The following is a 26899-nucleotide window of genomic DNA, read 5'->3' as shown; positions in this document are numbered from 1 at the left end:
GGGGCCCGCCTGCCCCCTCCGCGAGGTTGGGGCTCGGTCACGTGACCAGCCCACCCCCCACGCCCGGGTCAACGACACCATGTACTGGGCGGTTCCCTCACTCGTCCTGGCCGTCGTCATCGTCGTCGAGGTCGACGGCTTCCGGGTCGCGCAGCGGGCGCAGGCCCTCGACCGGCTGGGAGGCGGTAAAGCTGTAGCGGCCCAGGACATTCAAATTCTTGCGCTTATAGGGCCCGTACCTGATCCGTCAGGCAGCTGTGCGTGCCGATGGGGTGAACCGCTCCAGCGCGGTGCGCGGGGCGGTTGCGCGCTGGGCGGTACGCAGGATCGTGTATCCAAGAAGGCCGCCGAGGGTGTTGGCGATGAGGTCGTTGATGTCGACGGCGCGGCCGTTGGCGAAGGCGATGTACTGGAGCATCTGGAGGGCCTCGATGCTCAGGCTGGCCATCGCTGAGACCAGGACGGTGCGGCGGAGGGTGATGCGTGGGCGCAGCAGCGGCAGCAGGAAGCCGAGGGGGAGGAACATGGCCACGTTGGGGATCATGGTGATGTCCGCCATGAGCAGGGGGATCGGCTGGATCTGTGTGTACCACTCGGCCTGGTTGCGGTACATGCCACCGTAGATCCATAGCGGGAAGACGGTCAGCGAGGCGACGGCTGCCGCGTAGAGCGCGGTGACGGCGCGCACCACGAGCGGACCGCCGCTCCAACCGGAGGCGTCGCGGCGGTAACGCGCCAGGGCGACCAAGGCAAAGGCGACAAGCGCCGGTCCGAGGATGGCGATAGTAGGAATCTTGGTCTGGAAGTCCATGAGGGGCGTCCCTGCGGATCAGGCCCCGTCGGGGCACTGGCGGATCGTTGTGGGTCGAACCTTTCCGGACGGGAATCCGCCGTGGATCTACCGAAAGGCGGAGCCAGCCCTTTGGCACTACGACTTTCGGCAGAGGGAACGCCGTATTGGCGCTCCGTAGGCTGTGGACATGCACTCCCCGCACTTCGGCCGAGCCTCATCCCGGACGCGCCGGGCCTTCTTCTGCCTCGGAGTCGCCCTCGTCGTGGCCGCTCTCGCCCTGGCGATCGCCGCCGACTACCGCACCGGTCTCCACCGATCCCCACTCGCGCTCCAGTGCGGCCTCTCGGCGCTAGCCCCCGTGCTGGCGCTGACGGTCCTGACCGCTCGTCGTCGGCACAACCGTCCGCGGACCGTGGCGGCGGCCGGTGCTCTGACGGGGGCGGCGTCACTCGGGTGCAGTGCGTGGATGCGCTTCGCGGCCACCCGGCCCGACTCGTCTGCGGGGCACGCCGACACCTACACCTTGTTCGAAATCGCTGCGCTGATCGTGGTGCTGGTCATCACCGTCCGCTACGGAGCGGCCTGGCTCGCCGTCGGGGCGGCCCTTCTGCTGTGCCTGGCCGTGGTGATGCGCCCAGTGGCCGTGCGGGTGACGGAGATCAGCCTGATTCTCGCCCTGTTCTGCACCCTGGCCGTCTGCGCCGCACTGATCTGCGCCCTGGTGGCCCGGCTTGCGGCCCTGGACCGACGGCGCCACGCGGAGCAGGTGCGGCTGGAGCAGCGGCTTACCTTCGCGCGGGACCTGCACGACTTCGTGGCCCACCATGTGACGGGCATGGTGGTGCAGGCCCAGGGCGCGCAGATCGTCGCGGAGGCCAGGCCGGAACTGACCGTCCCGGCGCTGGACCAGATCGAACGGGCAGGGGCGGAGGCGCTGCGAGCCTTGCGGCATATGATCAGTGGTCTCCGTACGGAGATCACGGCAGCACCGGCGGTGGGAGCGGAAGGGATCCGCTCACTGGTCGAGGCCTTCACACTGCCTGGTGGGGGCGGCGCCCGCCTGATCGAGGAAGGACCCGTCGACCGCTTGCCCCCGGCGGCCGGCGCAGTCCTCCACAGAGTGGCCATGGAGGCGTTGACCAATGTACGGAAGCATGCACCGGACTCCGAGCAGGTGATTATGGACCTCCGGGCCCGGGCGGGAATGGTAGAACTCGACATCGTGAGCGGTCCGCCGACGCCGGGTGAGGAGACACCCGCTCACAGGGGGTACGGTCTCACCGGCCTGGAGGAACGCGTCGTTGCCGAGGGCGGCGTCTTCCGCACTGGCCGCGACAGCACCGGCCACTGGCGGGTGAGCGCCCGTATCCCCTTGGAGAGCGCATGGGAGGCCGGCCTGTGATCCGGGTACTGCTCGCCGACGATCAGGAGATCGTCCGCACCGGCATGGCCATGATCCTCTCCGCCGAGAACGACATCGAGGTGGTCGCCCAGGCGCGCGACGGCCTCCAGGCCCTGGACATGGTGAGGTCCCACCTCCCGGACGTGGTCCTCATGGACATCCGCATGCCCCGCTTGGACGGCTTGGACGCCCTGCGCCACCTCACCCGCCCCCAAGCCGCGCACCGGCCGCAGGTGGTGATGGTGACGACCTTCGACGACGAGGATTACCTCACCCGCGCCGTGGCGTCGGGAGCCGCCGGTTTCATCCTCAAGGACTCCGGGCCCCGACTGCTTGCCGAGGCGGTGCGGGCGGCCGCAGCCGGAGACTCCTTGGTGAGCCCCTCGATCACCGTCCGGCTTCTGAGACAGCTCCGCACCGGCGGCGCCACCTCACAGTCCGCGGCCGGCCTGCTTTCCCCGCGCGAGCACGAGGTTGTCGTGCTGCTGGCCGAGGGCCTGACCAACGCCGAGATCGCCTCGGCGCTCTCCATCACCGTAGGCACGGTCAAAACCCACCTCACCAACGTGCAGGCAAAACTCGGTGCGCGAAACCGCGTGGAGATCGCGGCATGGGCCTGGCGCAACGGCCTGGCGGGGCACAGCGGATGAGGTCCCTCGCCGCACGGCCGCCGAGATCTGGAGCGATTCGAAGCCCTTGAGTCGGGCACCCGGTCGTCAGGGGTGACGATCTCGTACCTGCCGCCGGGCCTCCCGATGATGTTCCGTACGAGCCCAGGAGAGCGAGGAGGAGGCCTTGACGGCAGCCGCCGCTGCCGGTTCCCGGGCTCCGAGCATCCCGGCGCTCATGCTGTGGTCGATGCGGATGCCCCAGTGGATGACGAGCGCTCTTCCGTTGCGAACGAACTGCACCGGCCCCCGAAGGGGGTGTCGAGGTCGCCGGCTGTGAAGTGAACTTCACCACTACCTGGGCTCAGGCAAGCCTGACGATGACGAACAGATCTCGAAGAAGTCCAACTACGTGATCAGCATCGAGTTCGTTGACAAGGCCGCCACCCGCATCGGCGAAGCCGTCACGGCCAGCAACAACCTCGCACCCAGCCAATCCGCAGAAGAAGAGGCCCAGGGTCTGGACCGGGTCACCGGCACCATCACCTGCAAAATCACTGACGTCACCCGCTACGCTCCGACCGCACCGGCGCGCCCTGTACCGGCCACTGATCTCAAAGGTGACCGGGGCAGGGCTTTCTATGCCCGCCGGGCGGCCAGGGGCCGCGTGAGCAGGACGGGCTCGGGTCTGTCAAACGAGCGGCTCTGTCCCGTAGTCGGTGGTGACGGTGGGTGCCTGTCAGGCGAGCAGGATGCGGTGGCGGAGGAGGTCGAATCCTGCGCGTCCGTGCATCTGTCTCATGATCCGTTTGGTGCGGGTGTTGACGCCTTCGGTGCGGCCGTTGTGGTAGGGCAGGGTGAGGCCGGCGTTGACGGCGAGCCGGTCAATTTCGAGGCCGTTGGTGAAGCTGTGCAGGTGGGGCAGTGCTGCGGCGCGGGCAGTCGTGATCCACTCGGTGAGCTTCAGGTCGTTTCCCTCGGTCGGCTTCAGCAGGGTGGCGAAGACGTTTATGAGATCGGCGAGTTGGGTCATCTCCGGGCAGGCCGCGGTGATCTTCTCCAGCAGGGCCGTTTCCTTCGGACGCAGGTTTTCGGGGTCGGTAAGGAGGAGGCGGCCGGCGTGACGCGGCGTGGTGACGGGTCGGTCGCCTTCGGCGCGGCCTTGGCTGAGGTAGCGGACCAACAGATTGGCGCTGCCGGTGTAGCCCAGGTCCCGGATCTCGCGCAGCAGGTGGGTGACGGGGACGGCGGGGTCGGCCCGGCGTCGTTCGCGAAGGTGGTCGCGGTAGGGGTCGACGAGGGTCGGCCGGTAGGCGGGGGTAAGGCGCAGGGCCTGGGGTTCGGGCATGCGGGCGTAGCGTTTGACGGTGTTCAGGGCCAGGCTGAGGCGGCGGGCGCATTCGAGCAGGTCAACGCCCTGGCCGTGGAGATCGTGGATCTTGTTCCAGCGTTCGCGGGTGGTCTGCTCGCGTATGCCGCCGGGGCGGGACGGATTGATGGTGGCCCAGCAGCCGGCGTGTGCGCGGATTTCGAGCTGGACCTTGTCGCGGAGGTTTCGCCATAGGTGCCAGCGGTCGCTGACCTGCACCGCGTCGGGCAGAGCACGGCGGACGGCCTCAGCGTAGGTGGCCGATCCGTCCCGGCATACGGCCTCGGCACCAGGATGTTCGCGCAGCCACTTCTCCAGGGTGTCCGCGGTGCGGTCGGACAGCACGTCGATCCGCTCGCCAGTCTCGGCGTTGGTCATGATGGTGGCGTAGCGGTGACGTCGCTTGAGCGCGAGGTCATCCACTGCGATCACCCGTGGGACCTCCCGCCGGGGCAGCGGCAGGCGCTGCAGATGGCGCAGCGCGGTACTGCGGGAAACGGGCATGGCCAGCAGGCCGGCCAGGCGGGTCGCCGCCCGACCGCATAACTCCCGTGCCACCTGCGATACCTGGCCCGCCAGCCGAACCGTGCGGCGCTGATGGCGCTCCAGCAGTCCGGGAATCTGCTCGCGGAAGGTCTGTCGCCGGCAGCCCAGGATCGGGCAGGCCAGCCGTCGTACGCGCAGGTGAACGACGACCTGGCGGCCGTCGACCGGTACGTCCGCCACCGTCCGGCGGTGATATCCATGGGCCTTCGCCGTCGGCGATCCGCACACCGGACACGGCACCGCCACATCCCGAGTGCGGGCCGTGACCACTATCGCGTCACCGCCATCCGCCACATCCTCGACGACCAGCGCCGAAAGCCCGGAAAACACCGTCCCGACAAGGGAGTTGACATCCATCACAAGATCATGATCATGGACGGCTACTCGACGTCACCACCGACTACGGGACAGAGCCGCTCGTTTGACAGTCGCCTCATCGGCCATCGGTGTGGTCCCTTTTCAGCCAGGAGGAGGCGGGGATGCGGGTGAGGCTGGGTTTCCTTCCAGGCCGGGGTGGGTACCCGGTGCGCCGCATGCCCGCTCCGCACCGTGGCTGTGGGGCCTCTCGTGCGGTGCTCCCGGACCGAAGGAAGGCATCAACGTGCGCGCACAGAGCAACGGCCCGGTCCTGGTGGCCGATGCCGGATCGTCCAGTCTGCGTCTGACCGTGTTCGGTGACGGCGGCGAGATCCTTGCCGAGCACCACAGCGACTCCCCGCCCGGCGAGGACGCTTCGGGGACGCTGCGGACGTTGCTGGACGAAGCACCCCCTCCGGTGGCCGTCGGGCATCGGCTCGTCCACGGCGGGCCGGAGCTGCGCCGCCACACCCTGGTCGACGACGAGGTGCGCGCCCGGCTGGACCAGCTGGCCGATCTCGCGCCGCTGCACGTCCCGCAGGCCCTCACCGTGCTGGACGCCGCCCGAGACCTGCTGCCCGACGTCCCGCACGCCGCCTGCTTCGACACCGTCTTCCACACCGGCCTGCCCGCCGCCGCACGGGAGTACGCGGTGCCCGCCAGGTGGCGCGAGGAGTACGGGCTGCGCCGCTACGGCTTCCACGGGCTCTCCTACGCCTGGGCGCTCGAACGGGCCGCCGAACTCCTCGGCCGCCGCCCCGAACAGCTTCACGTCGTGATCGCGCACCTCGGCGGCGGCTGCTCCGCCTGCGCGGTGCGGGACGGGGACAGCGTCGACACGACGATGGGGTTCACGCCGCTGGAGGGGCTCGTGATGAGCCACCGCAGCGGCAGCGTCGACCCCGGGGCCCTCACCTGGCTGCAGACCCGGCACGGTGTGGCCGCCGACGACATCGAGGAGGCGCTGAACCACGAGTCCGGCCTGCTGGCCCTCTCCGGCACCTCGGACGACACGCGCGACCTCGTCCGCGGCCGGGCCGCGGGGACGAGCGCGCCGCACTCGCCCTGGACGTCTTCACCCACCACTGCCGTCGCGGCATCGCCGAAATGGCCGCCTCCCTCGACCGGCTCGACGCCCTGGTGCTCACCGGGGAGATCGGTGAGGACCAGCCCGAGGTGCGCGAGGAGGTGTGCGCCGGGCTGCCCGTGCTCGGCCTCACGGGCGGCCTGCGGCCGGTCGTCACCGAGCGGCCCGAGATCGTCAGCGAGCCCGGGGCGCGGGTCCCCGTCGTCGTCGTACCCACCGGAGAGGCCCAGCAGGTCGACCGGGAGACCCGGGCCCTCCTGGCAGGCCGGACCGAGGCAGCGGACGGCGGGCGTTCGGGCTGAGAACCGCGACCCGCCCGGACCAGCGGGGGCGACCCTGCGCGCGGGCCGGGCCCGGAGGAGAACGGCCGCGTTCCGCGCTCTTCAGTCCCCGTCGAGCAGGCGGCGTACGGCCTCCTCCACCGGCCCCTGCGTCGCGGGGTGGCCGAACGCTGCGCCCTCTCCCAGGCGGCCCAGCTCGTCGGCGATCGTCCTGCCCTCCTCGTACAGCTCGATGAGGCGCGGGTTGATGTAGGAGGCGCGGCACACCGCCGGGGTGTTGCCCAGGTAGTGGCTGACCTCCTTCACCACCCGGGCGACGGCCAGTTTGCGGGCGGTCGGCGACCCATGGCCCGCCGGAGTGGAGACGCCGAGTCCGACCGCGGCCAGGACGGTGGCGTGCCAGGTGCGGAAGTCCTTCGCGGTGACGTCCATCCCGGCGAACTCCTTCAGCCGCACGTTCAGGTCCGTGCTGGTGAGCCCGTGCCACCGGCGCTCGTGCCAGAACTCGAAGAGCTGCCCCTCGCCCCGCCGCCTGCGGAGCAGCGCCCGAACGGCCTCGTAGGCGGGCGGGTCCACCAGCGCCCGCACCTGCCGCACGGCTGCTTTGCCCGGGTAGGAGAAGGAGATCTCGCCACCGCGGCAGACCACGTGCTCCCGGAGCATCGTGGTGAGCCCGTACGTCTGGTTGTCGCGGGCGTAGGCGCGTGTGCCGATACGGAAGAAGCCGAGGTCGAGCAGCCGTACCGCGCACGCCGACACCCGCTCCCGCGAAAGGCCGCGCATGGCGAGATCCGCCGCCGTGCGCTCCCGCAGCAGCGGCAGGGCGGCGGCGAACTCCCGTACGTGTTCCTGCTTCGCCAGCTCCTGCCGCGCCCGGAACTCCTCGTGGTAGAGGTACTGGCGGCGGCGGGCCGTGTCCGTGCCGAGCGCCTGGACATGGCCGTTGGGCCAGGGGCAGATCCATACGTCGGTCCAGGCGGGCGGGATGGCCAGCGCGCGCACCCGCTCCAGCTGCGCCGGGTCGGTGAGGGGAGCACCGGCCGTGTCCAGGTACCGGAAGCCCCGGCCGCGCCGCTCCCGCCGCAGCCCCGGCGCTTGGAGGTCCACCATGCGCAGTCGCATCGTCGCGCCTTTCCGCCTGGGAGGCACGGTCCACCGGGGCGGGCTACTTCTCCGGGTCGTGGCCCCAGTTCATCAGTGAGTAGCGCCAGCGGGTGTCGCTGACGTCGCCCTCGGGGCGCTGCCCCAGGTGGCGCCGCACATAGCCGGTGACCTTGCGCATGTGCGCGAGGTCGGCGTCGCCGAGTTCCTCCTCGCGGGTCCGCAGCAGCTTCACGATCCGCCGCCCGGAGGCGTGGCCGGTGGACTCCCCGCCGCCGTCCTTCTGCCCCACCTCGCGGGACTGCCCGGTGCCGAGCCACTTCTCCAGCTCGCCCGCGGTCATGTTGACGGCCTCGCCGAAGGCGTCGAGCGTGCCCCGGCGGTCCTCGTCGCTCCCGCCGCTCATGACCCGCCGCTCTTCTTCCGGTCCAGAGATTCCGGCCGGTGGACGGCCCGCTTGCCCGTCCGCTCGCTCTCCACCTCGTACTGCGGCTCGTCCTTGGAGGCGTCCACCGTCCGGCCGGCCGCCTCGGTCCGCTTCTCGATCTTCCGGGTGACGGACCCCTCGACGTCCTGCCCGTGGCTCCGCCAGGTGACGTCGTCGCCCTTGGAGAGCTTCTTCCCCTTCTTGGCCATAGTGAGATTCCTTCCGCTCGCCGGCCGGCGCCGTTGCCGGGCCGCCGGGTGCGTCACTTGTTGTCGTCGGCGCTGTCGTGCTTCCCGGCCCCGGGCCGGTCGGCGCGGTGCCGACTGCCGGGCAGCATCTCCTGCACCTTCGCCTTGAGACCCTGCTTGATCATTGAACCGCGGTCGCTGTCACCTTGCAGAACGGCCGAGGCCGCCGCCGCGATCTGGTCCAGTGAGGCGTGCGGCGGGATCGGCGGAACGGCCGGGTCGGTCCGGAAGTCGATCACGAAGGGACGGTCGGCGGCGAGCGCCCTGTCCCACGCGGCTTCGACGTGCTTGGGCTTCTCCACCCGCACGCCGTCCAGCCCCATGTGCTTGGCGATCTCCGCGTAGGGCAGGTCCGGGAGGTGCTGGGACTCCTCGAACTGCGGGGCTCCGGACATGGCCCGCATCTCCCAGGTGACCTGGTTGAGGTCGCCGTTGTTCAGCACGGCGACGATCAGCCGGGGATCGGACCACTCGTGGTGGTACTTGGCCGCGGTCACCATCTCCATCATCCCGTTCATCTGCATGGCGCCGTCGCCGACCAGGGCGATGGCGGGCCGGTCGGAGTGGGCGAACTTGGCGCCGATGGCGTACGGGACACCGGGTCCCATCGTCGCCAGGGTGCCGGACAGGGAGCCGCGCATCCGGCCGCGCAGACGCAGGTGGCGGGCGTACCAGTTGGCCGCCGAACCGGAGTCCGCGGTGAGGATGACGTCGTCGGGCAGCTTGCCGTCCAGGGCGTGGACCACGTACTCCGGGTTGATCGGGTCGGCGTCCACGGCGGCGCGGCGCTGCATGACCTCCCACCAGCGCGTCACGTTCTCCTCGCCCTCGTTCCGCCAGCCGCGGTTCTCCTTGCGGTGCAGGCGCGGCAGCAGCCGCTGCAAGGTCTCGCGCGCGTCGCCTACGAGGTTCACCTCGAAGGGGTAGCGCAGACCGATCATGTGCGGGTCGATGTCGATCTGGACCGCCCGCGCCTGGTCCAACTCCGGCAGGAACTGCGAGTACGGGAAGCTGGAACCGATCACCAGCAGGGTGTCGCACCGCTGCATCAGGTCGTACGAGGGGCGGGTGCCCAGCAGCCCGATGGAGCCGGTCACATACGGCAGGTCGTCGGGGAGGGAATCCTTGCCCAGCAGGGCCTTCGCCACCCCAGCGCCGAGCACGTCCGCCAAGCGCTCCACCTCGTCCCGGGCGCCGCGGGCCCCCTGCCCGATCAGGACGGCAACCTTCTCCCCGGCGTTCAGCACGTCGGCGGCGCGCTGGAGGTCCTCGTCGCCGGGCACCGGGGCGTAGCGGCTCAGGCCCAGGCTGGAGGGGACCATCTTGAACGCGTGCGTCGGCGGGGTGTAGTCCAGCTCCTGGACGTCGGCGGGCAGGATGACCGCGGTGACGGTGCGCCTGGCGTACGCGGTGCGCATCGCCCGGTCGATCAGGTTCGGCAGCTGCTCCGGCACCGTCGCCGTCTCGCAGAAGTCCGAGGCGACGTCCTTGAAGAGGTTCTGCAGGTCCACTTCCTGCTGGTACGAGCCGCCCATGGCGCTGCGGTTGGTCTGTCCCACCAGCGCCACCACGGGCACGTGGTCCAGCTTGGCGTCGTACAGGCCGTTGAGCAGGTGGATCGCGCCCGGCCCCGACGTGGCCGCGCACACCCCCACCCGGCCGGAGAACTTGGCGTACCCCACGGCCTGGAAGGCGGCCATCTCCTCGTGGCGCGCCTGGATGAACTTCGGCTTGTTCCCGGCCCGTCCCCAGGCCGCCAGGAGGCCGTTGATGCCGTCGCCGGCGTAAGCGAAGACGTGGTCCACGTCCCACTCACGCAGCCGCTGGAGGATGTAGTCGGACACCTTCGTGCTGGCCATGAAATCTCCCACCCTGTCCTGCTCGCTCTTCTTCCGTGCTCCCCAGCTCCCGGCTGGTGTCAGCCCAGGGACGTGAGGAGGTCCTCGCACACCAGCTCGCAGCGTCGGCACACCTCGGCGCAGATCCGGCAGTGGTCGTGCGTGCCGGCGTGGGCCGCGCACTCGTCGGCACAAGCCCGGCAGGCGGCGGCGCAGGCTCGCAGGAGCGCCCGGGTGACGTCGGCGTCGTACGCCGTGCGCCGCGAGAGGACGGCGGCGGTCGTCCGGCAGATGTCGGCGCAGTCCATGTCGGTACGGATGCACCGGGCGAGGCCGGCGACCATCTCCTCCGACAGACAGGCGTCCGCGCACGCTGTACATGTCTGAGCGCAGGCGAGGCATTCCTCGATACAGCGGGCGAGCTTCTCGCGGTCCACACCGCCCAGGCCGGCGGGGTGGGTGTCGAGCATGGCCTTGATCGCGGTCGTCATGAGCATCTCCAGTGGCGTCGGTGGCGTCTACCCCGCCCATGCCACCCCCGCCGCTCAGGCTCAGGTCGCCACGCTGCAGCCGGTGCCGGAGACCTTCACCGGCCCGGCCGCGCCCGAGGCGCCCGCACCGGTGACCACAACGGTGGAGGCACCCCCCGCTGCGGCCCCGGCCGGCCAGGCGCGCGTTCCGCTCGTCCGTCGGCGTCCTCTCGCCGCCCGGCGGCGAAGAAGGCGGCGAAGCCCGCGCTGGATCCGCGCTTCCCGAACGGTCCGCTCGCCGTGCTGGACGGCGATGGCTCCGCGTACGGCGTGGACGGCATCGTGCTGGACTCTGGCCACTTTGAACGGCAACGCTGGAAGGCACTTGCATTTTCACTGACCGGGCGGACCTTGGAGGGCTATGGTGCGTATGCCTCGGGTGACGGCTGGGAATGAAGTCCAGCAGTTGGGAGCGGGGGAAGTGGGGGGACGACATCATGCTGAGCGAGGAACTGCTGGCGCTTGCTTCGGCGACGGGCGCGGCAGTCGCGACCGCCGCTGGAACTGATGCCTGGCAAGGGTTGCGTGCCCGTCTGGGCCGTTGGTTCGGCCGGGGCGACGCTGGTCGTGAGGAGGGTGTGCTGGCGGAACTCGATTCCAGTGCCTCCGAGTTGTTTGCCTCCGGTGCACCAACCGAAGCCGAGGTCGAACGGTATCGGGCAGCCTGGCGGGACCGAGTCGTTGCCACGCTGATGCGGCTCGACGAGGGCGACCTGGAGAACGCAGTACGTGATCTGCGTCGGTTGATGGCGCCGGAGGCGGCGCCCCGGTTTGGCAGTGGTGACGTGAACGCCCAGCGGGACGTGCAGATCCGTGCCGAACACGGGTCGCTCGCATCCGGCACCATCAACGGGAACGTCACCTTCAGCCCCCCTCCGCCGCCGGTTCGGCCCCAGGGCTAGCCGAACCGGCCACGGGCAATGCCCACGCAGGCAACGCCCCCGACGAACCGTCTCCCCTGTCCGCGAACACGCCCGCCCGATCACATGGCGACGTGCGCGCCTCTCATCATGGGATGGCTGTCGGCTTAGCCCACAACCTCATCGTCCACGGCGCAGCTGCTCGAACTGTCAGTCTGAGGACCACGCTGATCTGCCTGTTGACGGTCGTCGGACTTGCTGTCGGCGGCACCCTGTGGTGGCAGAGCCATGACGTCGACAATGGGCCCAAGGTGGCCCAGCCGCCGACGGATACCCGGCCTCGCCCGGCGCCTACCGGTGCACCGCCGGTCCTGGTCACATCCGTCATCGGCCCGGCCAGCGACCTGGCCGGCGGCGACTTCGCTCTGCCGGACGCGCTGCACATGTCCCCGACCGAGCTGGGGAAGTTCGGTTCCGATATGGCAGCGAACTCGGCCGCGTTTAACTCCTGGTATGCCCGCAATGGAGGGACGGCATTGGAGTCCGCCACCATCACCTTGGCGCTGCGAGGCAATGCGGCGGAACAGGTCCAGGTCACCGACGTCAACGTGCACAAGAAGTGCGGGCCACCGCTGGACGGCACCTTCTTCTCGGCATACACACAGGGCAGCGGCGATACGGTCGCGCTCGGTCTTGACCTCGATGCCGCCGATCCCCAGGCGCAGTTGCGGGCCCGTACCGGCGCGGGACTGACGTGGACAGGGCGGGACTACTTCAAGGAACGCACACTGACCCTGGAGCCGGGGGAGCGGGAGACGCTGAGTATCGGTGTTGCCAGCAAACGCTACCGCTGCTCGTTCACCCTGGAACTGGTGGTGGCCACCGCGAAGGGTGTCTTCACTGAGCAGATCGACCGGCAGGGCAAGCCCTTTACCTTGACCGCTGCCGCCATCGCGGGCAGTCAGCCACCGGCCGGATACCGGGCCGCGTACGAGGAGCGGGAGGACGGCTGGCACAGCGTCGATCCGGGGTCCGCGGCTACGAAGGGAGTAGCCCCGTGACCGGGCGGCCTGGAGGACAGGAAATTACTCTGCGCCAGCTGGTGGCCCTGGCCGCACTGGCTCTGGCCCTTGCCGTGGCGGCGACCGTCATAGTGGTCCGCGTGACAGGATCATCGCCGGATGACGATCGGGTCGCGGCCGCGGGCCCAACCGCCTCGAAGAGACAGACTCCGATCGGTGCCGTATACGCCTACACCACTGAGCGGGAATTCGTGCTGGTGCGGGGTGAGAGCCCGCCAGTCCGGGTCTCCCGGGTCTTCGATCTGAGCGACTCGGCGAAGAACGACGTCGTATGGACCCATGACGGCCGGTGGGTCACTCTCCTGTCCGACGCTGCGCTCCTCGATCAGCCCGATAGTGTCCAGCTCATCACTCTGAACGCCCAGACGGGCGAGGTACGGCGACGGCCCTGCCCTAACTGCGACGACCTTGCCCCGGTCGGCGACCACGACGTGATCGCCCTGCGGTGGGACAACGACGCCCGCGAAACCCGGGCAGTCCGCTACGACGCCGGCGACCCCGCGGATCATGGCACCCAAATCCCCCCCGCGTCCGACAGCGACGGCACCTGGCAGAACTTGCTCCTGGGCGGCACCCGCACTCATCTGCTCACCGGCGAATACGTCATGTCCGGCGGCGAGCCAGGAATGGAACTGCGCCTCCACGAGCTGAAAGGGACAGCAGGCACAGGGATCACCGCCTCATACACACGCTTCGACTCCAACGCCTACATGCCCACAGCCCTGGCAACCATCGACGGCCGCGAGCGCATCGCCGTGGGGGTGAGGCAGAATCCCGGCGAGTGCGCCACTTCCTTCCCCATAGTCCTGCTCGATCTCAACGGCGAGGTACACGGCACCGACCAGTCAGCTGCCATGCCACCCGGCTACATTCCTGCTGTCACCGGCGGCATAGAGGTGCACGATTTGTGGTGGGGTCCCGACCAGCACCTGTACGCCACCATTTCCTCTTGGACCTGCGACAACAGCGCGGACTCGGAGGACGTCAAGAGGCGTGTTCACCGCCCCTCGACACTTTGGCGACTGGACGGCGAACGGTGGGCGGCAGCGGGCACCCAACCAGCGACGGTGGCACGCCAGTTGGACCGCAGCACGACAATGATTTTGACGATCCCGGACTGCATCGGGCCCACAGACCGAGCCGATGCCGGCACCTACTGCAACAGCGGCACGCTCTCCCGGGAACATGACGGAAAGCGAACAAAGATCGCGGACGGAGTCCTCGGTCTCTCTGCCCCGCCCTCCGACCGGTGACCGGCGGATGGATCCCACCGGCACTCGACTCTGGGCTCCCCAGCGGCGAGGCCGTAGAAACGATCGGCATGATGTGCGAGCTGGCCCCTTCGGCTCAGAAGTGTCCGCCGAAGCCGCTCGGCCAAGTGGTGGCGCGCTGGGTCGACGTGCGGTCACCCGACGGCGACGGTTGCTTGGGCGGCCAGGGATCTGGGCACGACGCCGTCGCCGTCGGCCCCGGGACGTCTCGCACGCGAGACACCGACCCGGCCGCCGCGGCCGCGCTCGACTACGGCCTGTCCCAACGCACCCTGATCGCCGTCTCCGGCCGTACGGACACCGTCGCGCAGTTGATCACCCGCCGAATCGTCGCGCTCGCCCACAGCGGCCTCCAGGCCCTCGATGAGCCGACCGTGCGTGCCGTGGTCCGCCAGGCCGTCCGCACCGCACCGTCTCCGCCGCCCGCCGGTCCGCCGGCGGATCCCGCGCCGCAGCCCGGGAAGAAGCCAAAAAGAACGGCCTCTTCGGCTTCCTCCGATGATCCTCAGTACCCGCTCTTGAGCGTGTACTGGGAGCAGGGGACGGGCGTCAGCAGTGCGGAGACGCACGTTAGGTGGTCGTAGGGGCTGGATTGTGGCGCGGCAGGTCACGACCCCGCGGCTGCTGCTGTCCGTCCAGCACGGAGTGGTTGGTGGCTTTTTCGCCCCTGGGACAAGCTGCACGCCCCAACCCGCGATACCTCGGTAGTTGGCAGAACTCTCAACTTCAGCTCTGAACAGTCCTGTTCGCCGCATGCCGTGCCCACCAGAGGGACATCATGCCGGGCATGAGCGACGAGCCAGACACGGGTCAGACTGAGCCCGAGCGGAAGCGCGAACCGTGGCGCAAACGCCACCCACGATGGGCCTGGACTGCAGCCATAGCCGGGGCGGCCGCCTTCATCGTGCTGCTCGTATGGGCGCCTTGGTGGTTCGAAGGCCACCACCTGCGCGATAGAAACGGAGAGCTTGTCTCGTCAGCCGGGATCATCGTCACCGGCTTCCGCACCATGCTCGTCGCCATCGCTGCCGGCGGCTTCACTGCGGCCGGGCTCTACTACACCCGCGAGAAACACCGTCTGGAACGCGAGAATTTCCAGCATGCACAAGAGCAGTTCGCCGAAAACCAGAAACAGTTCGAGATCACGATCAAGATGTCGGCCGATCGAGAAGCAGAGCAGGCGCGGATTGCTCGAGAGGGACAAGTCACAGGCCGCTATGTCGAAGCAATTAAGCTGCTGAGTTCTCAAGACGACACACAACGACTGGGAGCCATCTACAGTCTAGAGCGCATTATGCGCGACAGTGAAGACGACCACGACACGGTGGTAACCGTCCTAGCGGCCTTCGTGCGCCAACACGCTGGAATTGGCCTTGGTGTTCCTCGGCCTGACGAACCCGTGCAGGCTGCCATCACGGTGCTCGGACGCCGCCCCATGCGCAGAGAAGCAGCACGAATAGATCTGAGACGTACGGATTTGACTGGACTCGACTTTGAGCGGGCCAACTTTCGCCGTGCCCGCTTTGGAGGCGCTGACCTAAGTGCGATGTGCCGGGTTGGTGTCGGTGTGTGGTGTCAGTGACGGGACGTCAGGACTAGCCGTTTCCGCTGGTTGGGTGTTGAGGGAGGGTGTGGTCACTGACACGGGGCGGTACCTGGTGCCTTCATGGCTGTCATGGGTCGGTACACCCCACTCCACTCCGCTGTCTCGGGAACGGCACTTCTGATCCTTTAGAGGGCTGCGCGGCTGCACGGTGGTGGGGTCGGTGTCTGCGGCGGAGGGTTTTTCGGTGGGCGAGCCGGGCGTGTGGGGTGAGATTACGGCGGGGTTGAGGGTGTCCCGGCCGGTGCTGGTGGCGCGGCTGATGGAGCTCGATGCGGCCGGGGCGTTGACGACGGCGCATGTGCGTGCGGGCGCACAGGTCGGTGGGGTGACCGCACGGACGGTGTGGCGGTGGCTGGAGGCGGCGCGGACCGAGGGGCGTGTGGAGCGCAGGCGTCGGGCCCGGTTGGAGTTGTCCGACCAGGCATGGGAGGTGCTGGCGCAGGCGGGCGGGAACGTGGCGGTGCTGCACCGGTACTTGAAGCGGGTCGGGGGCGAGGTGCCTTCGCCGGCGTCGTTGTACCGGGTGGTGCACCGGGACCTTCAGGCCGGCAGGGTATTGCCGGACCGTGCGGTGGTGCGCAGGGAGCGGGAGGAGCAGCAGACGAGGCAGGCGCTGGCTGACCTCGCTCTGGCCGGGCCGCGGGAGGGCGGCGCGGCGAAGGTGGCTGCGCGCCGGCCGCCGCACCCTGCGCCGGAGGCGGTCTCGGGCGTGCCGTCGGGGGAGAGCGGCACGCTGGAGGGTGTGGCGTTGCCGGCGGGGGCTCGGCTGGTGGAGACGTCGTCGGTGCGGGCGGTGGCCGAGGCGGTCGGGCAGGCAATGGCGGCCGAGGGCGCGGTGTGTGTGTTCGGTGACCCGGGCCGGGGCAAGACCGCGGCTGTGCGGATGGCGCTCCGCGCAGTGCCTGCGGGCTGGAAGGTGACGTGGGTGCCGGTGCCGGTGCGCCCGTCGGTGGCCGGAATGAGGCGGGCGGTGTTCGACGCTCTGGCACTGCCGGGCCGCTTCCCGCACACATCGGCGCTCGCCGACGCCGCAGTTACGGGGGCTCTGGGCGAGGCGCGGGTGATCGTGATCGATGAGGCACAGCGCCTGCCCGTGCCGTGCCTGGAGTACCTACAGAGCCTGTGGGACCACCCGGGCACACGGGTCACGCTGGTGCTGTGCGGGGCGGGCACCGAGCGGGCGCTGGCCCGGCTGCCGCAGCTGGCGTCACGCATCGGCGCGTGGCAGGAGGTTCCACGTCTGGCCGCAACGGAAGTGACAGCCGTGGTGACCGGCTTCCATCCGCTGTGGCGCACTGTCTCGGCCGAGGACCTGACATGGATCGACCAGACGTCGACACACGGCACGCTCCGGACTTGGGCCGCTTTGACCACACACCTGCAGAACGTGTTGCTCACCACCGCTGACGCGGTCGCCGACCGGGCCTTGCTGGGGCGGCTGTGCCAGCGGGTCGCGCCGCCGCTGTGAACCCAGCGCACGCTTCGGCGGCCGGCACACATAGATGTCCCAACCGCGTGAAGGAGCTGACATGGAGGACGGTGACGCGGTCCGCGCAGCCGGCGGACTGCCCGCGGCGTCAAGGACGGCAATGCGTGGCCCTGCGGTGCGGAGGCTGCTCGCCCTGCGGGACGGGGGAAACCTGACAACAGGTCATGTACGAGTGGCTGCGGACGCGCTGGGGGCGTCGGAGCGCACGGTGTGGCGCTGGCTGGCCGCTGCTCAGAGCGATGAGACTGCAGCCGCCTATCCCGGTGCGCGCTCCCGGGCCGATGCGAGGTTCACGGTCACGCCCGAGATCCGTGGACTGCTGGCGTTGTGGAAGGGGAACGTGCGGGCGGTTCATCGCGAGCTGGTCCTGCGCGCTGCCAGGCAGTCCCCGTCTGCAGACGCGCCGTCGCTGACGACGTTGCACCGGGCGATTCGCCGTGATCTGACGCCGGGGGAGCGGGCCGGGCTCGCGGGTGGAGAGCGGGCGGCGCTTAAGCATGATGTGTTCCTGGCCAGGCCGCGGGGCTGGCGGAACCAGGTGTGGGAGACCGACCACATGCAGGCACCTGTTCTGGTCGATGTCGAGGGCAGGGCTCGCAGGCCGTGGATCACGTGGTTCACCGACTGCGCCACCAACGCGATCACCGGTGTCGCGGTGACACCGGTGCATCCGTCGCGGGAGTCGGTGCTGGCCGCGCTGCGCTCCGCTGTCCTGCGCGAGGACCCCTACGGCCTGTTTGGCGGCCTGCCCGAGAAGGTGCGGGTGGACCGTGGCAAGGACTTCCTGTCCCGGACGGTGACCGCAGCGTTCGATCTCCTGGACGTGACGGTGGAGGACCTGCCCGCCTACACCCCGCACCTCAAGGGCACGGTGGAGGGCCTGAACCGGGCGGTAGAAGGCATGTTCCTGGCCGCGCTGCCCGGCTACGCCCGCCAGCCGCGCCCCGGTAAGCGTGCTTCCCGTCCGAAGGACGAGGTGCTGCTTGGCTTCGAGGACTTCACCGCCCGGCTGCTGGATTGGACGCTGTGGTGGAACACCGAGCACCGTCCGGCGCCGTTGCGGGGCAGGACGCCGCTTGATGCGTGGCAGGACGATCCCACCCCGCTGCGGGACGTACCGGCCGCAGATTTGTGGACGTTCACCCTGGAAGACGCCGGCACCCGCATGCTGACAAGCAGCGGTATCCGCTTCAAGAATCGCGACTACGTGGGGCCGTGGATGACCGGTCAGTCCGGGATCCAGGTCCGGGTCCGTTTCATGCCCCATCACGACCACCGCATCGAGGTCTACCACGCCACCACGGGCCGCTACCTCGGTCCCGCGGATCTGGCAGATCAGGCCACTGAGGAACAGGTCAGCGCCGTACGGCGGGCACGGGCCGCCCGCGCCCGCCGCCTGAAGAAGGACCTGGAGGCCTCACAGCGCGAGCGCTATGCAGCCGTGAACCAGCCGGAGGCGCCCCGGCGGCTCGGCGCGCTGACCACCGCGCAGGCCGAGGCCGAGCTCGCCCAGGCCGCTGGCACCGACCTGTCGGGTCTGGCGATGCCGGACCTCATCCCGCCCGCCGCGCCCCCGGCCGACTGGCGCACCCCTGCTTCCCTGGCTGCGCTGACCACGGCGGCCCGGCCCGCCCCGCTCCCGTCCAGCCGTGACTCCGCCCCTGTAGTCCCGGACGGCCCGGCCCCCCGGCGGGGCGCACCTCCCCCCACCGACGAAGATGGAGATGCCTGATGACTGCGGCCACCTACCAGTACGTCGACTTGCCCGACGCTTCCGTGGTCACCACCCGCGCTCTGCTCACCGCGCGGGAGAACATCGGCGATACGGTCGCTGCCCGCGCGATGATGTGTATCCACGGCGGCGCCGGCTTCGGTAAGACGCTCGCGGTCAACACCTGCCTGCGCGAGCTCGAACCGGGCGAGGATGTCCGCCGGGTCACCTTCCGGGCCCGTCCCACCGCCCGTGCGGTGCGCTACGAGCTGTTCACCGCGCTCGACTTGCCCGGCGAGCCGCCGCGCCACCCCAGCGAGTTCGACCGTCTGCTGAAGACCGCTCTGGCCGAGCGCTCCCGTACCTTCCTCGTGGATGAGGCCCAGTGGCTTAACGGGGAGGCGTTCGAGTACTTCCGCTACCTGTGGGACGAACCCTCAACCCAGCTCGCGATCATCTTCGTCGGCGGCGAGGGCTGCCACACCGTGCTGCGCCGCGAACCGATGCTCTCCTCTCGCATCTTCATCTGGCAGCACTTCACCCGCCTCACCCCCAGCGAGGTCCTCGACGTCATCCCGCTGTTCCACCCGATCTGGGCCGACGCCGACCCCGAGGACATCACGTTCGCCGACCAGCACGCCGCGCACGGCAACTTCCGCGCCTGGGCCCAGCTGACCGCGCACACCCGCACCGCCCTGGCACGCTCCGGCCGCCCCCGTGTGGATCAGGAACTGCTGCGCTGGGCCTTCAGCCGCCTTGGCTGACCACCACACCGCCATGCCTCCCGCCACGCGGCCGCCGTCCGTCACCGTGGTCATCGACCGCGATGACGACGTCATCCACACCCACACCGCCCTGGCCGCCCACCATCCGCCGTCCGGCCGGATCACGCTGCACCCCGGACCGGGCACCAGCAGCGAGACCGGCCTCGCCCACGACCTTCTCGCCGCCCTGAACAAACCGCCCCTGCTCACCGGCCGCTTTCAGGCGGTCGTCAGCCCGCCTGGGAAGCCGTCACGGCCTGGATGACCGCCCTGCCCGTCACCCGGCTGACCGTCCTGCGCGCCCACCGCCTCACCACCCACCGCACAATGCGACTCCTTGAGCTGCGTGCCCTCACAGGTATCCACTTGACCCTGGTCTGCCACCGTCCCCGCCTTCCCGCCGCCCTGTACCAGGCCCTGCGGACGGCCGACTACTCCCTCACCACCGACCTCGACGCAGCCCGCCGCCACTACTACGGCATGCCTATCGCCGAACCCCCGCTCGCAGATGAGTCCGCCGGGACGGCCGGCCGGTGGCTCACCCTGCCCGCACTGGAACGCCTCATCTCTTACGACAGCCCCCGCTCCTGCACCGATCCGTGCACCCCGCCTCCGATCATCTGGCGGCACCGCCCACCGCCCGTGCCTCTCACCGCGCTCACCGCCCAGAAAGTCGCCCACCGACTGCACGCGGCGACCGCACATCCTCGCCTGGCTGCGGCCGTTGCCGCCGCGCTTTTCACCGGCGCCTCCCTCCAACAACTCGCCACCGCACGCCCCCGCGACTACGACACCGCCGCGGCCACGCTCGCCCTCCATGACCGCGCCCGCTACACCGACGGCTGCGCCGCCCACCCCGTACCACCCTGGGCCAGCGTCTTCCTGCGAGCGGCGGCCTGCTTCACCCGGCTCGTCTCCGGCGAGGACCAGGAACTGCTCGCCGCGCCAGGTGACCGTGCGCACCTGCTGCGCGTGGCGGAGACGGCCAAGCTGCGCCCGCCTCAGCCGCCCGCAGCCCGCCGCAAAGGCATGGTCGGCCGTGTGGAGTGGGACTGGCGCGAGCGGCAGGAAGCCGAGCGGTACGAAGCGGTGCCGACAAGTCGCGTCAGGCACTCACGACCCTGAACACCCTGACACGGCCGCTCGAAGGGGCAGGCTCAGTCGATCGAGAAGTCGGCGAACTCGACGTCGCTGAAGACGATGTGTAGACCGTGGGCCCGACGGCCCCATTCGCGGAAGTAGCTGTGTCCCAGCGCGCGGGCGAGGATCACCGTCTGCTGCTGCTCGCCCGCACCGGCGTCCCGAGCGGCGAACAGCTCCCGGGCTACCTCTCCCGGCAGATCCTGGGTGATCCACCGCACCCGCGGATCGTCCGAAGAACCTGCCGCAGCAGCAAACCCGAACCGCGCCCTGGTATGGAAGACGAACCCCTCTGCCTCTGCCTGGGCACGCCGACGGGCTCGTATCCGGGGCTGCCAACGAGCCCGGACCGCTTCCTCGATCGATCGGAGATGCGGCGGACCCGGGGGACGACGAGCTCCTGGCTTCTTCGTCACCCACCGCTGCACGGTGCGCTGGGACACCCCTAGCACGGCGGCTACCCTCCGAGTGGAACCACCATGTGATGCCAGCAGAAACCGCAGGCGGGCCTCGTTGCTTGAAGGAACGGGACGGGTGCGCAATGCGCGCTCCAACCCCTGCTCGATCTGTCCCACATCTGCCTCCCGAAGCCGCCAGTCGGCAAGGCCGGCACCTGCAGTCTGTCGTGTCAGTTCTCCCAGGTCGTCTGCCACTGCCTGCCAGGTTTCTGCGTTCTTGGGACAGCGCTGGCTGACGCAAGCTACGAGCCTTGGGCGAGCACCGGCGACAAGTTGGCGGCTCAGGTGACGACGGACGTCGCCGACATCCCGGTGTTGTCGTTCTGGTATCGAGTCCCCAAGAGGGGCTAGGCGGGAGCTCCACCCAGGGCGTGTCCCTTTGAGAGCTCAGCGCGCTTTGGCCCTGCCACGCTCGCGCCGAAGATCTCCGAGACCGGGCAGCCCCAGGCCGCGCCCGGCTGGTCGGACCCGTAGGGCTTGAGCAGCTTTAGCCCGCATGCCCGGAAGAATGCCAGCCGACTGGCTGCATCGTCGCCGTCCTGTGGGACCAGGGCCAGGAAAGTATGTCCGGCTTCGTGGGCTCGGCGGGCTACCTCGGTGAGGAGCGCGCGGCCGACTCCGCTGCGACGGCAGGCATTGGCAACGGCCACGGTCAAGACGAACGCCTGCTCGCCGACATGCGTCTCCCGGCCTTCGTCGTGTCCGAAATCGCAGTGGAGATGGAACTCGGCGACCCCGACAACAGTTCCGCAGACCTCGGCCACGACGACCTCCATGCCCTCGGGGTCGTAGGGCCCGGAGATGGTGAGGCCAGTAGAGTCCAGGAGTTCTTCCACCACCGAGTGGTCGACCTCGGTGATGTCGCGGATCAAGGCCACGGTCTGAGTATCGCAGGGCCGTCGGCGCGGAATATCGCTCGTGCTGACAGTCTTTGCCTCACCGAGCCGACAGCAAAGACTGGGCGGGGTGGGTCCGCCAGGAACAAGGCGACGGTCCTTGGAGGACCGCCTGTCGGATAGGTCTCGGTGGCGTTGTAATCAGCGGCCGCTTCGGGCCTTCGCGCGCTGAGCTATGAGCCGGGCACCCGTCGCATTCATCCGCCAGCGCGCGAACTCGGTGCTGATGCCGAAGCGGTCGGCTACGGATTCGTCGGGTACGCCGTTGTAGGCCAGCCGGCGGGCTGCATCCGAGGGGAGGAGCAGCTCCCCGGAGAGCTCTGCCGCCTCGCTCTCCTGGTCGTGGTCGCTGTTGCGGCACTCACGTCCAGAGGTACGGAGCAGTGTGGTGAACGCGTGCTCAAGGAGGATGTGCGACATCTCGTGCGCGAGAGTGGATGCCCGCCGGGGACGTTCGTGCCCGGAGTTCTCCACGATCACCCGGCGGGGACCCAGGCACAGGACTGCTGCGGAGAAGACATCGGGACGGATCTCGGTGAAGTGGCGAAGAGCGGCCGTCGCTTCGGAGTGGTCTTGAGCGACGTCGTGCAAGGTGAAGACGTCGATGCCGTAGAGCTCCGCGAGTGCGTACGGGTCCATCGCCTCGTGCGCCGTGACGCCGAGCTCTTCTCTGACTTCCAGTGCCAGGCGTTTCGCCTCTGCCTTGAACCCTCTTCGCACTACGCCTCCTTGTCCCGGGGCAAGGTCTTCACACGGCGCACCGTGGCGTTGATGACGGTCTCCAGATACGCGACGTCCTCGGGTTCGAGGTCCTTACGGGCCCGGAGCAATGATCCGATTTGCGTGACCAGTTCCGGCTCCTCTCGCTGCGCGGTCGCGTCACCCCCCACCGCGAACTGCTCGGCCGGGACTCCGAGCCACTGCACCAGGGTGATGAAGGCGTCCGCGTCTGGGCGCAGTCCGTTGGCCATCCGGGAGAGCAAGGACGGGCTGACCTGGAGTTCCTTGGCCAGTTGCCGCCACGAGAGCCCGCGGGCGGTTCGTTGGGCGTCGAGCGCCGAGTAGAGCGCCTCGACGTCGATTTGGTCCTTGGCCACTTCGGTCCTTCCGATCCCAAGGGAGTCACTTTCGAAACACTGTTTGACTATCACAACAGTGCTGATCTAGTCTCGACGTATTGTTTCGACATCGAGACAGTGAGGTTAACTCGAAAGGAAGTAACTCACCATGCCCAAGAAGGCATCCACCTCCAGCAGCGGCCGCGGACGCAGCGCGATCACCGGCAAGTTCGTCAAGCAGTCCACCGTCAAGCGTCACCCCAAGACCACGGTCAACGAGACCCCCAAGAAGAAGTAGGTGTGTGGACGGAGCCCGTCCGCACATCCATCCCGAAGAGAGGGTTCACCGGGCGACGGTGAACCCTCTCTTCCGTTCAGGCAGATGCCTTCGCCCAGTCCATGCCGAGCTTGGCGAGGGCGGCGAGCTGGTCGGTGTCCAGCCGGTCCCTTCTCGATTTTGTGTTCGAGACCCATACACCGAGCTTCACCGGCACCGGCTCGGTCTCGCCGTCGACGGCGACCTCGACGACCGTGCCACGAGGCACCGGCCGGTCGGCGCCTTCCCGCTCGACCCACTGTGTGAGGGCCGCGAGACCTCGCTGGAACGCCGCCTGCGCCCTGCCCGGCCCCTTCGCCTTGACCTTCGTCGTACGGGGTGCTGCCGGGGCGGGAGAGGTGGGCTCAACGACGGGAATGCCCAGCGCGGCCAGCCGCTCGCGCTGCTGCGGCATCAGCTGCGCCTGGACGCCCGCGTTCTGCTGTTTCCACCTCCAGGCGCCGATGTCATCACCGTCCATGAGTACGCCGGGGGCGATGTAGGGGAGGGTTCCGTCGGCGTCGACGAGGTCGGCGAGCACGCGGTAGAGGCGTTGCCAGTTCAGCGACCAGGGGCAGTTCCAGTCCTCGTCGATCGCCGCCAGCTGCGCCGCCCGTTCCGCCGCGCGCTCCGGGTCTTTGCCCAGGCCGCCCTTGCGCCGGAGGTTGGCGAGGTGCTGCCCGATGGGCACCATCGCCTCGCCCTCACCCCACACCGCGTCCTGACGTGGTGCGAGGTGCCCGGTCGCCCGCCGGTAGGAGCGGAGCGCGGCGAGCTTGTTCTCCCAGGCTTCCTCGCCGGGCTCCCAGACCATCCCGGCCTCGGGTGCGTCCAGGAGTTCCTTGCGGTGCGGATCGAGTTCCCCGGCCCGCAGGGATTTCCGCTGCTGATGGACCCATCGGCCCAGCGGGAATGCCTTCGTCGCGCCGACCTCGACCTCGACGCCGTACGGGACGGCGCAGAGGCCGGTGATCTCGTTCTCGGCCCGCCATCGGATCAGGGCCTGGTAGCCCTCCAGCCAGGCCAGCGATTCGGGCCGGTAGACCCGCGTTCGGAGGAACGCGGCGATGGTGGCGGCGTCGCGCGGGGTGGAGAAGTGCAGCAGCGCGGACTCGGCGGCGGCGTCGGTCTCGTCGCCCGGCTCCTGGTCCTCGCCGTCGATTTCGCCGCCGGACCCGACGATCCGCCCGTCCTTGTCGCGTTGGACGTGGATCTTGCGCTTCCCGCTCGTGAGCGCGCGGGAAGCGAGCTGTTCGACCAGGCGTTCGTCATGCGAGCGCAGGCCCTGTAGTACGGCTACCAGGGGGCGGAACGAGGCGCTGGCGACCATGTCGGTGGGGTCCTCGTTCGGCTCCAGGAACACCGGCACGATGATGCGGGCGACCTTCGTGGAGCCGTCCTTGTTGAGGCGGAGCGCGCGGCCGATGTTCTGGACGATCTCGACCTGGGAGCCTCGGGTGTCCGCGAAGCAGATCGAGTCGACTCCCCGTTCGCCGGTGATGTCCACGCCTTCCCCCAGCACGCGAACGGACGCGAGGAAGGCGCGGTGGACCCGGCGCCCGTCCGCGTCGATGCCGTTGGCGAACTGGCGCAGGACCTCGCGGCGTTCGGATACGAGGTGGTCGCCGCACAGCCATGCCGACCACACCCGGTCCGGGGGTACGTGGCGGCCGGCCTCCAGCTCGTAGAACTCCGCGTCGATCGACGACTTCGGCAGCTTGTCCGCGGCCGCCAGGTCCTCGTTCGAGGCGTCGTTCATGTGGAGGGCGGCTGCGGTCTCGGGGAGCTTGTCCGCGAACGCGCGGGCTTCTTCGACCTTCTGGTGGAAGGTCATGACCGTACGCAGGTTGTACGCCGCCGCGTGCTCCAAAAGCGCGGTCTGCAGGAGCGCCAGGCGCCGGCCTCGCCGCGCCTCTTCCGACTCCCCGTTGACGGGGGCGGGGTCGCGGATCTCCAGGACGTCGATCTCGAACCCAGCAAGGATTTCCCGCTCGATCGCCTCTGAGAGCCCGAGCTCCGCGCCGGGGAGCCAGGCGCCGAAGAGGCCGTCTGGGTCGTCGGCCATGCTCGCGATCTCCGTCTCTTGGCCATCGGTGCCCTTCTGGGGGCGGGGTGCGGCGAGGATGCGCGGGGTCGCGGTCAGGTAGAGGCGGAAGTCCGCAGGGATGCGCTGGTTGTCGTGGATCGCCGCCCACGGCCGCCCAAGATCACCAGCGGTTCCGTGCGCCTCGTCCACGATCGCGAGCGAAAAGCCGTCCATGCGCTGTCCGTACAACCGCTCTCCGCCCGTCAGGGCGGCCTCCAGCGGCCCGCGAACCTTCCGCTGGCCCGCTGGTGCGTTGATGTCCTCGCGGTCCACGAGAGAGGCGTACGTGGCGAACACGACGACCGGCCCGGACCCGGCCCACAGGGCGAGCTGGATCGGGTTCGTCGTGGTGCGCACGCCCAGCGAGTTGAGCACCGCGTCGTTCTCCAGCGAGCACACCGCGACCATCGGGGCTCGGTGGCCCACCAGGCGCCACGCCTGTGCGGTCTGCGCGAGGAGGTCCAGGGTGGGGACGGTAACGAGGATCCGGCCGTCCGCGAAGCTCTCCAGCGCGCACGCGGAGGCCGTGATCGTCTTGCCTGAGCCGGTCGCTGACACGAGCGTGCCACGGGCACCCTGCGGGGGCACAGATGATCTTGCAGGGAATCCCACCCACTTACGAAACGCCGACTTTTGTTCCAGCTGGTGTTCCTTGAGCTGAATCACGGATTTTTCCCACCTCTACGATTTCGGCAATGAATACGCTCAAGTTAGGCGTCAGATGTGATCACGGTGCACAATTTCGCGAACAGCAGACTCGAACTCCCGCAATGCCAAACCATGTTCGTCCCTCGCCGCAGCCCAAGCCGAATCGGTACCATATGCATCCCGGAGTTGGCCGTACGCACCAATCAGACGCGACGCACGGGAGCGGAGCTGCTCACTGCCAGGAGTCATATAAAACTGGGTTACCAGCTCAAAGCGAAGAGGATCCGGGATAGCCAGATCCGTAACAGCTACACCGGCTATAGCCGCGTCAAGAATTTCTCCGCAAAGCCGGTTGTACATGGATGAGAGTCGCGAGCTTGCCTCTACAAGCCGAGTTACGTTCGCCTTCCTCCTCTCAACTCTCCGGCGAATCAGGTCACCTAAGAGAACCAAACTTCCACCGAGGACCGCCCCTAGTAACGTCAGTAGACTTTGCATGCTCATCCTCCAGATCCAGCATGTCTCACATTTTCGCCAACGATACATGCCCAATCTCGGATGCACCCGCTATGCTGGAACCCAACACGAACGAGCGGCCCTCACCCTCGTAGCCAGCCCGGCCCGCATCGCGGGCCCTCAAGGTTCTGGAGGCGCAGCCGGAAGAACCGTCAGGCGGGGGAGCGCAGCGGACCCGCCAGGAGCGCCCCGCGCTCCTCCCAACTCTCCTACTGCAGAACCAAATATCCGCACCATCACACACCGCATCCAGGGCCGCGCACCGCGCGGGCCAGCCGGGCGCGCAGCGGCCGGCCCCACTGCCCACTGGAGCGCAGCGAAGGTGGGCGCCCTCGCACCGCGAGGGCAGCGGGAGCGCAGCGACCGCCTCCGCTTGCACATCGCGCAGCGATGTGGTACCCGCTCCGCGGG

At 69.1% G+C, this 26899-nt stretch carries 26 protein-coding genes and 1 pseudogene; 15 read left to right on the top strand and 12 right to left on the bottom strand.

What is annotated here, in order from left to right; genetic code table 11:
- Window positions 1–247: 247 nt before the first annotated feature.
- Window positions 248–811: a VanZ family protein gene (locus IE264_RS33385; RefSeq protein WP_032761004.1), complete on the bottom strand. Its 564-nt coding sequence runs from the start codon at window positions 809–811 to the stop codon at window positions 248–250.
- 169 nt (window positions 812–980) lie between these two features.
- On the opposite strand from IE264_RS33385, the gene IE264_RS33380 reads away from it, so the two are divergent.
- Both IE264_RS33380 and IE264_RS33375 read left to right on the top strand, forming a co-directional pair.
- Window positions 981–2195 (top strand): sensor histidine kinase, encoded by a 1215-nt coding sequence (locus IE264_RS33380; RefSeq protein ID WP_032761009.1) that lies wholly within the window; start codon window positions 981–983, stop codon window positions 2193–2195.
- Entirely contained in the window at window positions 2177–2845 is a 669-nt protein-coding gene (locus IE264_RS33375; protein WP_190167751.1) for a response regulator, read from the top strand. The genes IE264_RS33380 and IE264_RS33375 overlap by 19 nt, the downstream gene beginning before the upstream one ends.
- 697 nt (window positions 2846–3542) lie before the next feature.
- Here IE264_RS33375 and IE264_RS33370 read toward each other — a convergent pair.
- Window positions 3543–5075 (bottom strand): ISL3 family transposase, encoded by a 1533-nt coding sequence (locus tag IE264_RS33370; protein ID WP_444545700.1) that lies wholly within the window; start codon window positions 5073–5075, stop codon window positions 3543–3545.
- A gap of 91 nt (window positions 5076–5166) precedes the next feature.
- On the opposite strand from IE264_RS33370, the pseudogene IE264_RS38605 reads away from it, so the two are divergent.
- Window positions 5167–6048 (top strand): annotated as a pseudogene (locus tag IE264_RS38605) (hypothetical protein); the annotation flags it as partial.
- Complete coding sequence (locus IE264_RS38495; protein WP_268247730.1) at window positions 5991–6464, top strand: acetate and sugar kinases/Hsc70/actin family protein; 474 nt, start codon at window positions 5991–5993, stop codon at window positions 6462–6464. The pseudogene IE264_RS38605 and the gene IE264_RS38495, both read left to right, overlap by 58 nt.
- An 81-nt stretch (window positions 6465–6545) precedes the next feature.
- On the opposite strand, the gene IE264_RS33360 is transcribed toward IE264_RS38495, so the two are convergent.
- From IE264_RS33360 to IE264_RS33340, 5 genes are read right to left on the bottom strand one after another with little or no spacing between them, the layout of a single operon-like run.
- A complete protein-coding gene (locus tag IE264_RS33360; RefSeq protein WP_032760943.1) occupies window positions 6546–7565 on the bottom strand; it encodes a DNA topoisomerase IB in 1020 nt (339 codons plus the stop codon).
- Between the two features lie 43 nt (window positions 7566–7608).
- Window positions 7609–7950, bottom strand: a complete 342-nt coding sequence (locus IE264_RS33355; RefSeq protein WP_032760945.1) for a DUF3140 domain-containing protein — start codon at window positions 7948–7950, stop codon at window positions 7609–7611.
- A complete protein-coding gene (locus tag IE264_RS33350) occupies window positions 7947–8180 on the bottom strand; it encodes a hypervirulence associated TUDOR domain-containing protein (protein WP_032760949.1) in 234 nt (77 codons plus the stop codon). The genes IE264_RS33355 and IE264_RS33350 overlap by 4 nt, the downstream gene beginning before the upstream one ends.
- Before the next feature lie 53 nt (window positions 8181–8233).
- Window positions 8234–10078, bottom strand: coding sequence for a thiamine pyrophosphate-requiring protein (locus IE264_RS33345; protein WP_032760950.1), 1845 nt, complete (start codon window positions 10076–10078; stop codon window positions 8234–8236).
- Between the two features lie 59 nt (window positions 10079–10137).
- The gene (locus IE264_RS33340) at window positions 10138–10548 is read right to left on the bottom strand and encodes a four-helix bundle copper-binding protein (protein ID WP_032760952.1); all 411 of its coding nucleotides are present in this window, start codon (window positions 10546–10548) and stop codon (window positions 10138–10140) included.
- A gap of 279 nt (window positions 10549–10827) precedes the next feature.
- On the opposite strand from IE264_RS33340, the gene IE264_RS33335 reads away from it, so the two are divergent.
- The 10 genes from IE264_RS33335 to IE264_RS33295 all read left to right on the top strand — a co-directional run bounded on the left by IE264_RS33335 (window position 10828) and on the right by IE264_RS33295 (window position 20495).
- On the top strand, window positions 10828–10983 hold the full coding sequence (locus tag IE264_RS33335; protein ID WP_190167763.1) for a hypothetical protein: 156 nt from the start codon (window positions 10828–10830) through the stop codon (window positions 10981–10983).
- A gap of 41 nt (window positions 10984–11024) precedes the next feature.
- A complete protein-coding gene (locus IE264_RS33330) occupies window positions 11025–11489 on the top strand; it encodes a hypothetical protein (RefSeq protein WP_032760968.1) in 465 nt (154 codons plus the stop codon).
- 113 nt (window positions 11490–11602) lie between these two features.
- Entirely contained in the window at window positions 11603–12508 is a 906-nt protein-coding gene (locus tag IE264_RS33325) for a hypothetical protein (RefSeq protein WP_032760953.1), read from the top strand.
- A 41-nt stretch (window positions 12509–12549) separates the two neighbouring features.
- Entirely contained in the window at window positions 12550–13782 is a 1233-nt protein-coding gene (locus IE264_RS33320; RefSeq protein ID WP_032760954.1) for a hypothetical protein, read from the top strand.
- 805 nt (window positions 13783–14587) lie between these two features.
- On the top strand, window positions 14588–15382 hold the full coding sequence (locus tag IE264_RS33315) for a pentapeptide repeat-containing protein (RefSeq protein ID WP_158706609.1): 795 nt from the start codon (window positions 14588–14590) through the stop codon (window positions 15380–15382).
- Window positions 15383–15566: 184 nt separating this feature from the next.
- Window positions 15567–16874, top strand: a complete 1308-nt coding sequence (locus IE264_RS38490; protein ID WP_267884134.1) for an AAA family ATPase — start codon at window positions 15567–15569, stop codon at window positions 16872–16874.
- A 136-nt stretch (window positions 16875–17010) separates the two neighbouring features.
- Window positions 17011–18627, top strand: a complete 1617-nt coding sequence (locus tag IE264_RS33305; RefSeq protein ID WP_373301949.1) for a TnsB C-terminal domain-containing protein — start codon at window positions 17011–17013, stop codon at window positions 18625–18627.
- On the top strand, window positions 18627–19370 hold the full coding sequence (locus IE264_RS33300) for an AAA family ATPase (protein ID WP_032760959.1): 744 nt from the start codon (window positions 18627–18629) through the stop codon (window positions 19368–19370). Before IE264_RS33305 ends, IE264_RS33300 begins: the two co-directional genes overlap by 1 nt.
- A gap of 13 nt (window positions 19371–19383) precedes the next feature.
- Complete coding sequence (locus IE264_RS38220) at window positions 19384–19635, top strand: hypothetical protein (protein ID WP_229887888.1); 252 nt, start codon at window positions 19384–19386, stop codon at window positions 19633–19635.
- A complete protein-coding gene (locus IE264_RS33295; RefSeq protein ID WP_229887887.1) occupies window positions 19632–20495 on the top strand; it encodes a hypothetical protein in 864 nt (287 codons plus the stop codon). The genes IE264_RS38220 and IE264_RS33295 overlap by 4 nt, the downstream gene beginning before the upstream one ends.
- 32 nt (window positions 20496–20527) lie before the next feature.
- Here IE264_RS33295 and tpg read toward each other — a convergent pair whose 3' ends face one another.
- The 4 genes from tpg to IE264_RS33275 all read right to left on the bottom strand — a co-directional run bounded on the left by tpg (window position 20528) and on the right by IE264_RS33275 (window position 22961).
- The gene (tpg, locus tag IE264_RS38810; RefSeq protein WP_078657683.1) at window positions 20528–21085 is read right to left on the bottom strand and encodes a telomere-protecting terminal protein Tpg; all 558 of its coding nucleotides are present in this window, start codon (window positions 21083–21085) and stop codon (window positions 20528–20530) included.
- A 230-nt stretch (window positions 21086–21315) separates the two neighbouring features.
- Window positions 21316–21846 (bottom strand): GNAT family N-acetyltransferase, encoded by a 531-nt coding sequence (locus IE264_RS33285; protein WP_032760962.1) that lies wholly within the window; start codon window positions 21844–21846, stop codon window positions 21316–21318.
- 159 nt (window positions 21847–22005) lie between these two features.
- The gene (locus tag IE264_RS33280; protein ID WP_032760964.1) at window positions 22006–22584 is read right to left on the bottom strand and encodes an ImmA/IrrE family metallo-endopeptidase; all 579 of its coding nucleotides are present in this window, start codon (window positions 22582–22584) and stop codon (window positions 22006–22008) included.
- Complete coding sequence (locus IE264_RS33275; RefSeq protein WP_032760965.1) at window positions 22584–22961, bottom strand: helix-turn-helix domain-containing protein; 378 nt, start codon at window positions 22959–22961, stop codon at window positions 22584–22586. Before IE264_RS33275 ends, IE264_RS33280 begins: the two co-directional genes overlap by 1 nt.
- A 130-nt stretch (window positions 22962–23091) precedes the next feature.
- Here IE264_RS33275 and IE264_RS38485 point away from each other — a divergent pair, with 130 nt between their 5' ends.
- A complete protein-coding gene (locus IE264_RS38485; protein WP_267064037.1) occupies window positions 23092–23220 on the top strand; it encodes a hypothetical protein in 129 nt (42 codons plus the stop codon).
- A gap of 76 nt (window positions 23221–23296) precedes the next feature.
- Here IE264_RS38485 and IE264_RS33270 read toward each other — a convergent pair whose 3' ends face one another.
- On the bottom strand, window positions 23297–25990 hold the full coding sequence (locus IE264_RS33270) for a DEAD/DEAH box helicase (RefSeq protein ID WP_078657684.1): 2694 nt from the start codon (window positions 25988–25990) through the stop codon (window positions 23297–23299).
- Window positions 25991–26899 lie beyond the last annotated feature (909 nt).

Origin of the sequence: Streptomyces microflavus (assembly GCF_014650075.1) — a bacterium.
Classification (GTDB): Bacteria; Actinomycetota; Actinomycetes; order Streptomycetales; family Streptomycetaceae; genus Streptomyces; species Streptomyces microflavus.
The sequence above is the reverse complement of the archived record's forward strand: the minus strand, read 5'-3'. Positions and strand labels throughout refer to the sequence as shown.

Coding starts and splice junctions, on each gene's coding strand:
- IE264_RS33385 (WP_032761004.1), bottom strand. CDS start 811: ATGGACTTCCAGACCAAGATTCCTACTATCGCCATCCTCGGACCGGCG.
- IE264_RS33355 (WP_032760945.1), bottom strand. CDS start 7,950: ATGAGCGGCGGGAGCGACGAGGACCGCCGGGGCACGCTCGACGCCTTC.
- IE264_RS33340 (WP_032760952.1), bottom strand. CDS start 10,548: ATGACGACCGCGATCAAGGCCATGCTCGACACCCACCCCGCCGGCCTG.
- IE264_RS33360 (WP_032760943.1), bottom strand. CDS start 7,565: ATGCGACTGCGCATGGTGGACCTCCAAGCGCCGGGGCTGCGGCGGGAG.
- IE264_RS33325 (WP_032760953.1), top strand. CDS start 11,603: ATGGCTGTCGGCTTAGCCCACAACCTCATCGTCCACGGCGCAGCTGCT.
- IE264_RS33375 (WP_190167751.1), top strand. CDS start 2,177: ATGGGAGGCCGGCCTGTGATCCGGGTACTGCTCGCCGACGATCAGGAG.
- IE264_RS33330 (WP_032760968.1), top strand. CDS start 11,025: ATGCTGAGCGAGGAACTGCTGGCGCTTGCTTCGGCGACGGGCGCGGCA.
- IE264_RS38485 (WP_267064037.1), top strand. CDS start 23,092: ATGCCCAAGAAGGCATCCACCTCCAGCAGCGGCCGCGGACGCAGCGCG.
- IE264_RS33370 (WP_444545700.1), bottom strand. CDS start 5,075: ATGGATGTCAACTCCCTTGTCGGGACGGTGTTTTCCGGGCTTTCGGCG.
- IE264_RS33295 (WP_229887887.1), top strand. CDS start 19,632: ATGACCGCCCTGCCCGTCACCCGGCTGACCGTCCTGCGCGCCCACCGC.
- IE264_RS38220 (WP_229887888.1), top strand. CDS start 19,384: ATGCCTCCCGCCACGCGGCCGCCGTCCGTCACCGTGGTCATCGACCGC.
- IE264_RS33345 (WP_032760950.1), bottom strand. CDS start 10,078: ATGGCCAGCACGAAGGTGTCCGACTACATCCTCCAGCGGCTGCGTGAG.
- IE264_RS33380 (WP_032761009.1), top strand. CDS start 981: ATGCACTCCCCGCACTTCGGCCGAGCCTCATCCCGGACGCGCCGGGCC.
- IE264_RS33300 (WP_032760959.1), top strand. CDS start 18,627: ATGACTGCGGCCACCTACCAGTACGTCGACTTGCCCGACGCTTCCGTG.
- IE264_RS33315 (WP_158706609.1), top strand. CDS start 14,588: ATGAGCGACGAGCCAGACACGGGTCAGACTGAGCCCGAGCGGAAGCGC.
- IE264_RS33350 (WP_032760949.1), bottom strand. CDS start 8,180: ATGGCCAAGAAGGGGAAGAAGCTCTCCAAGGGCGACGACGTCACCTGG.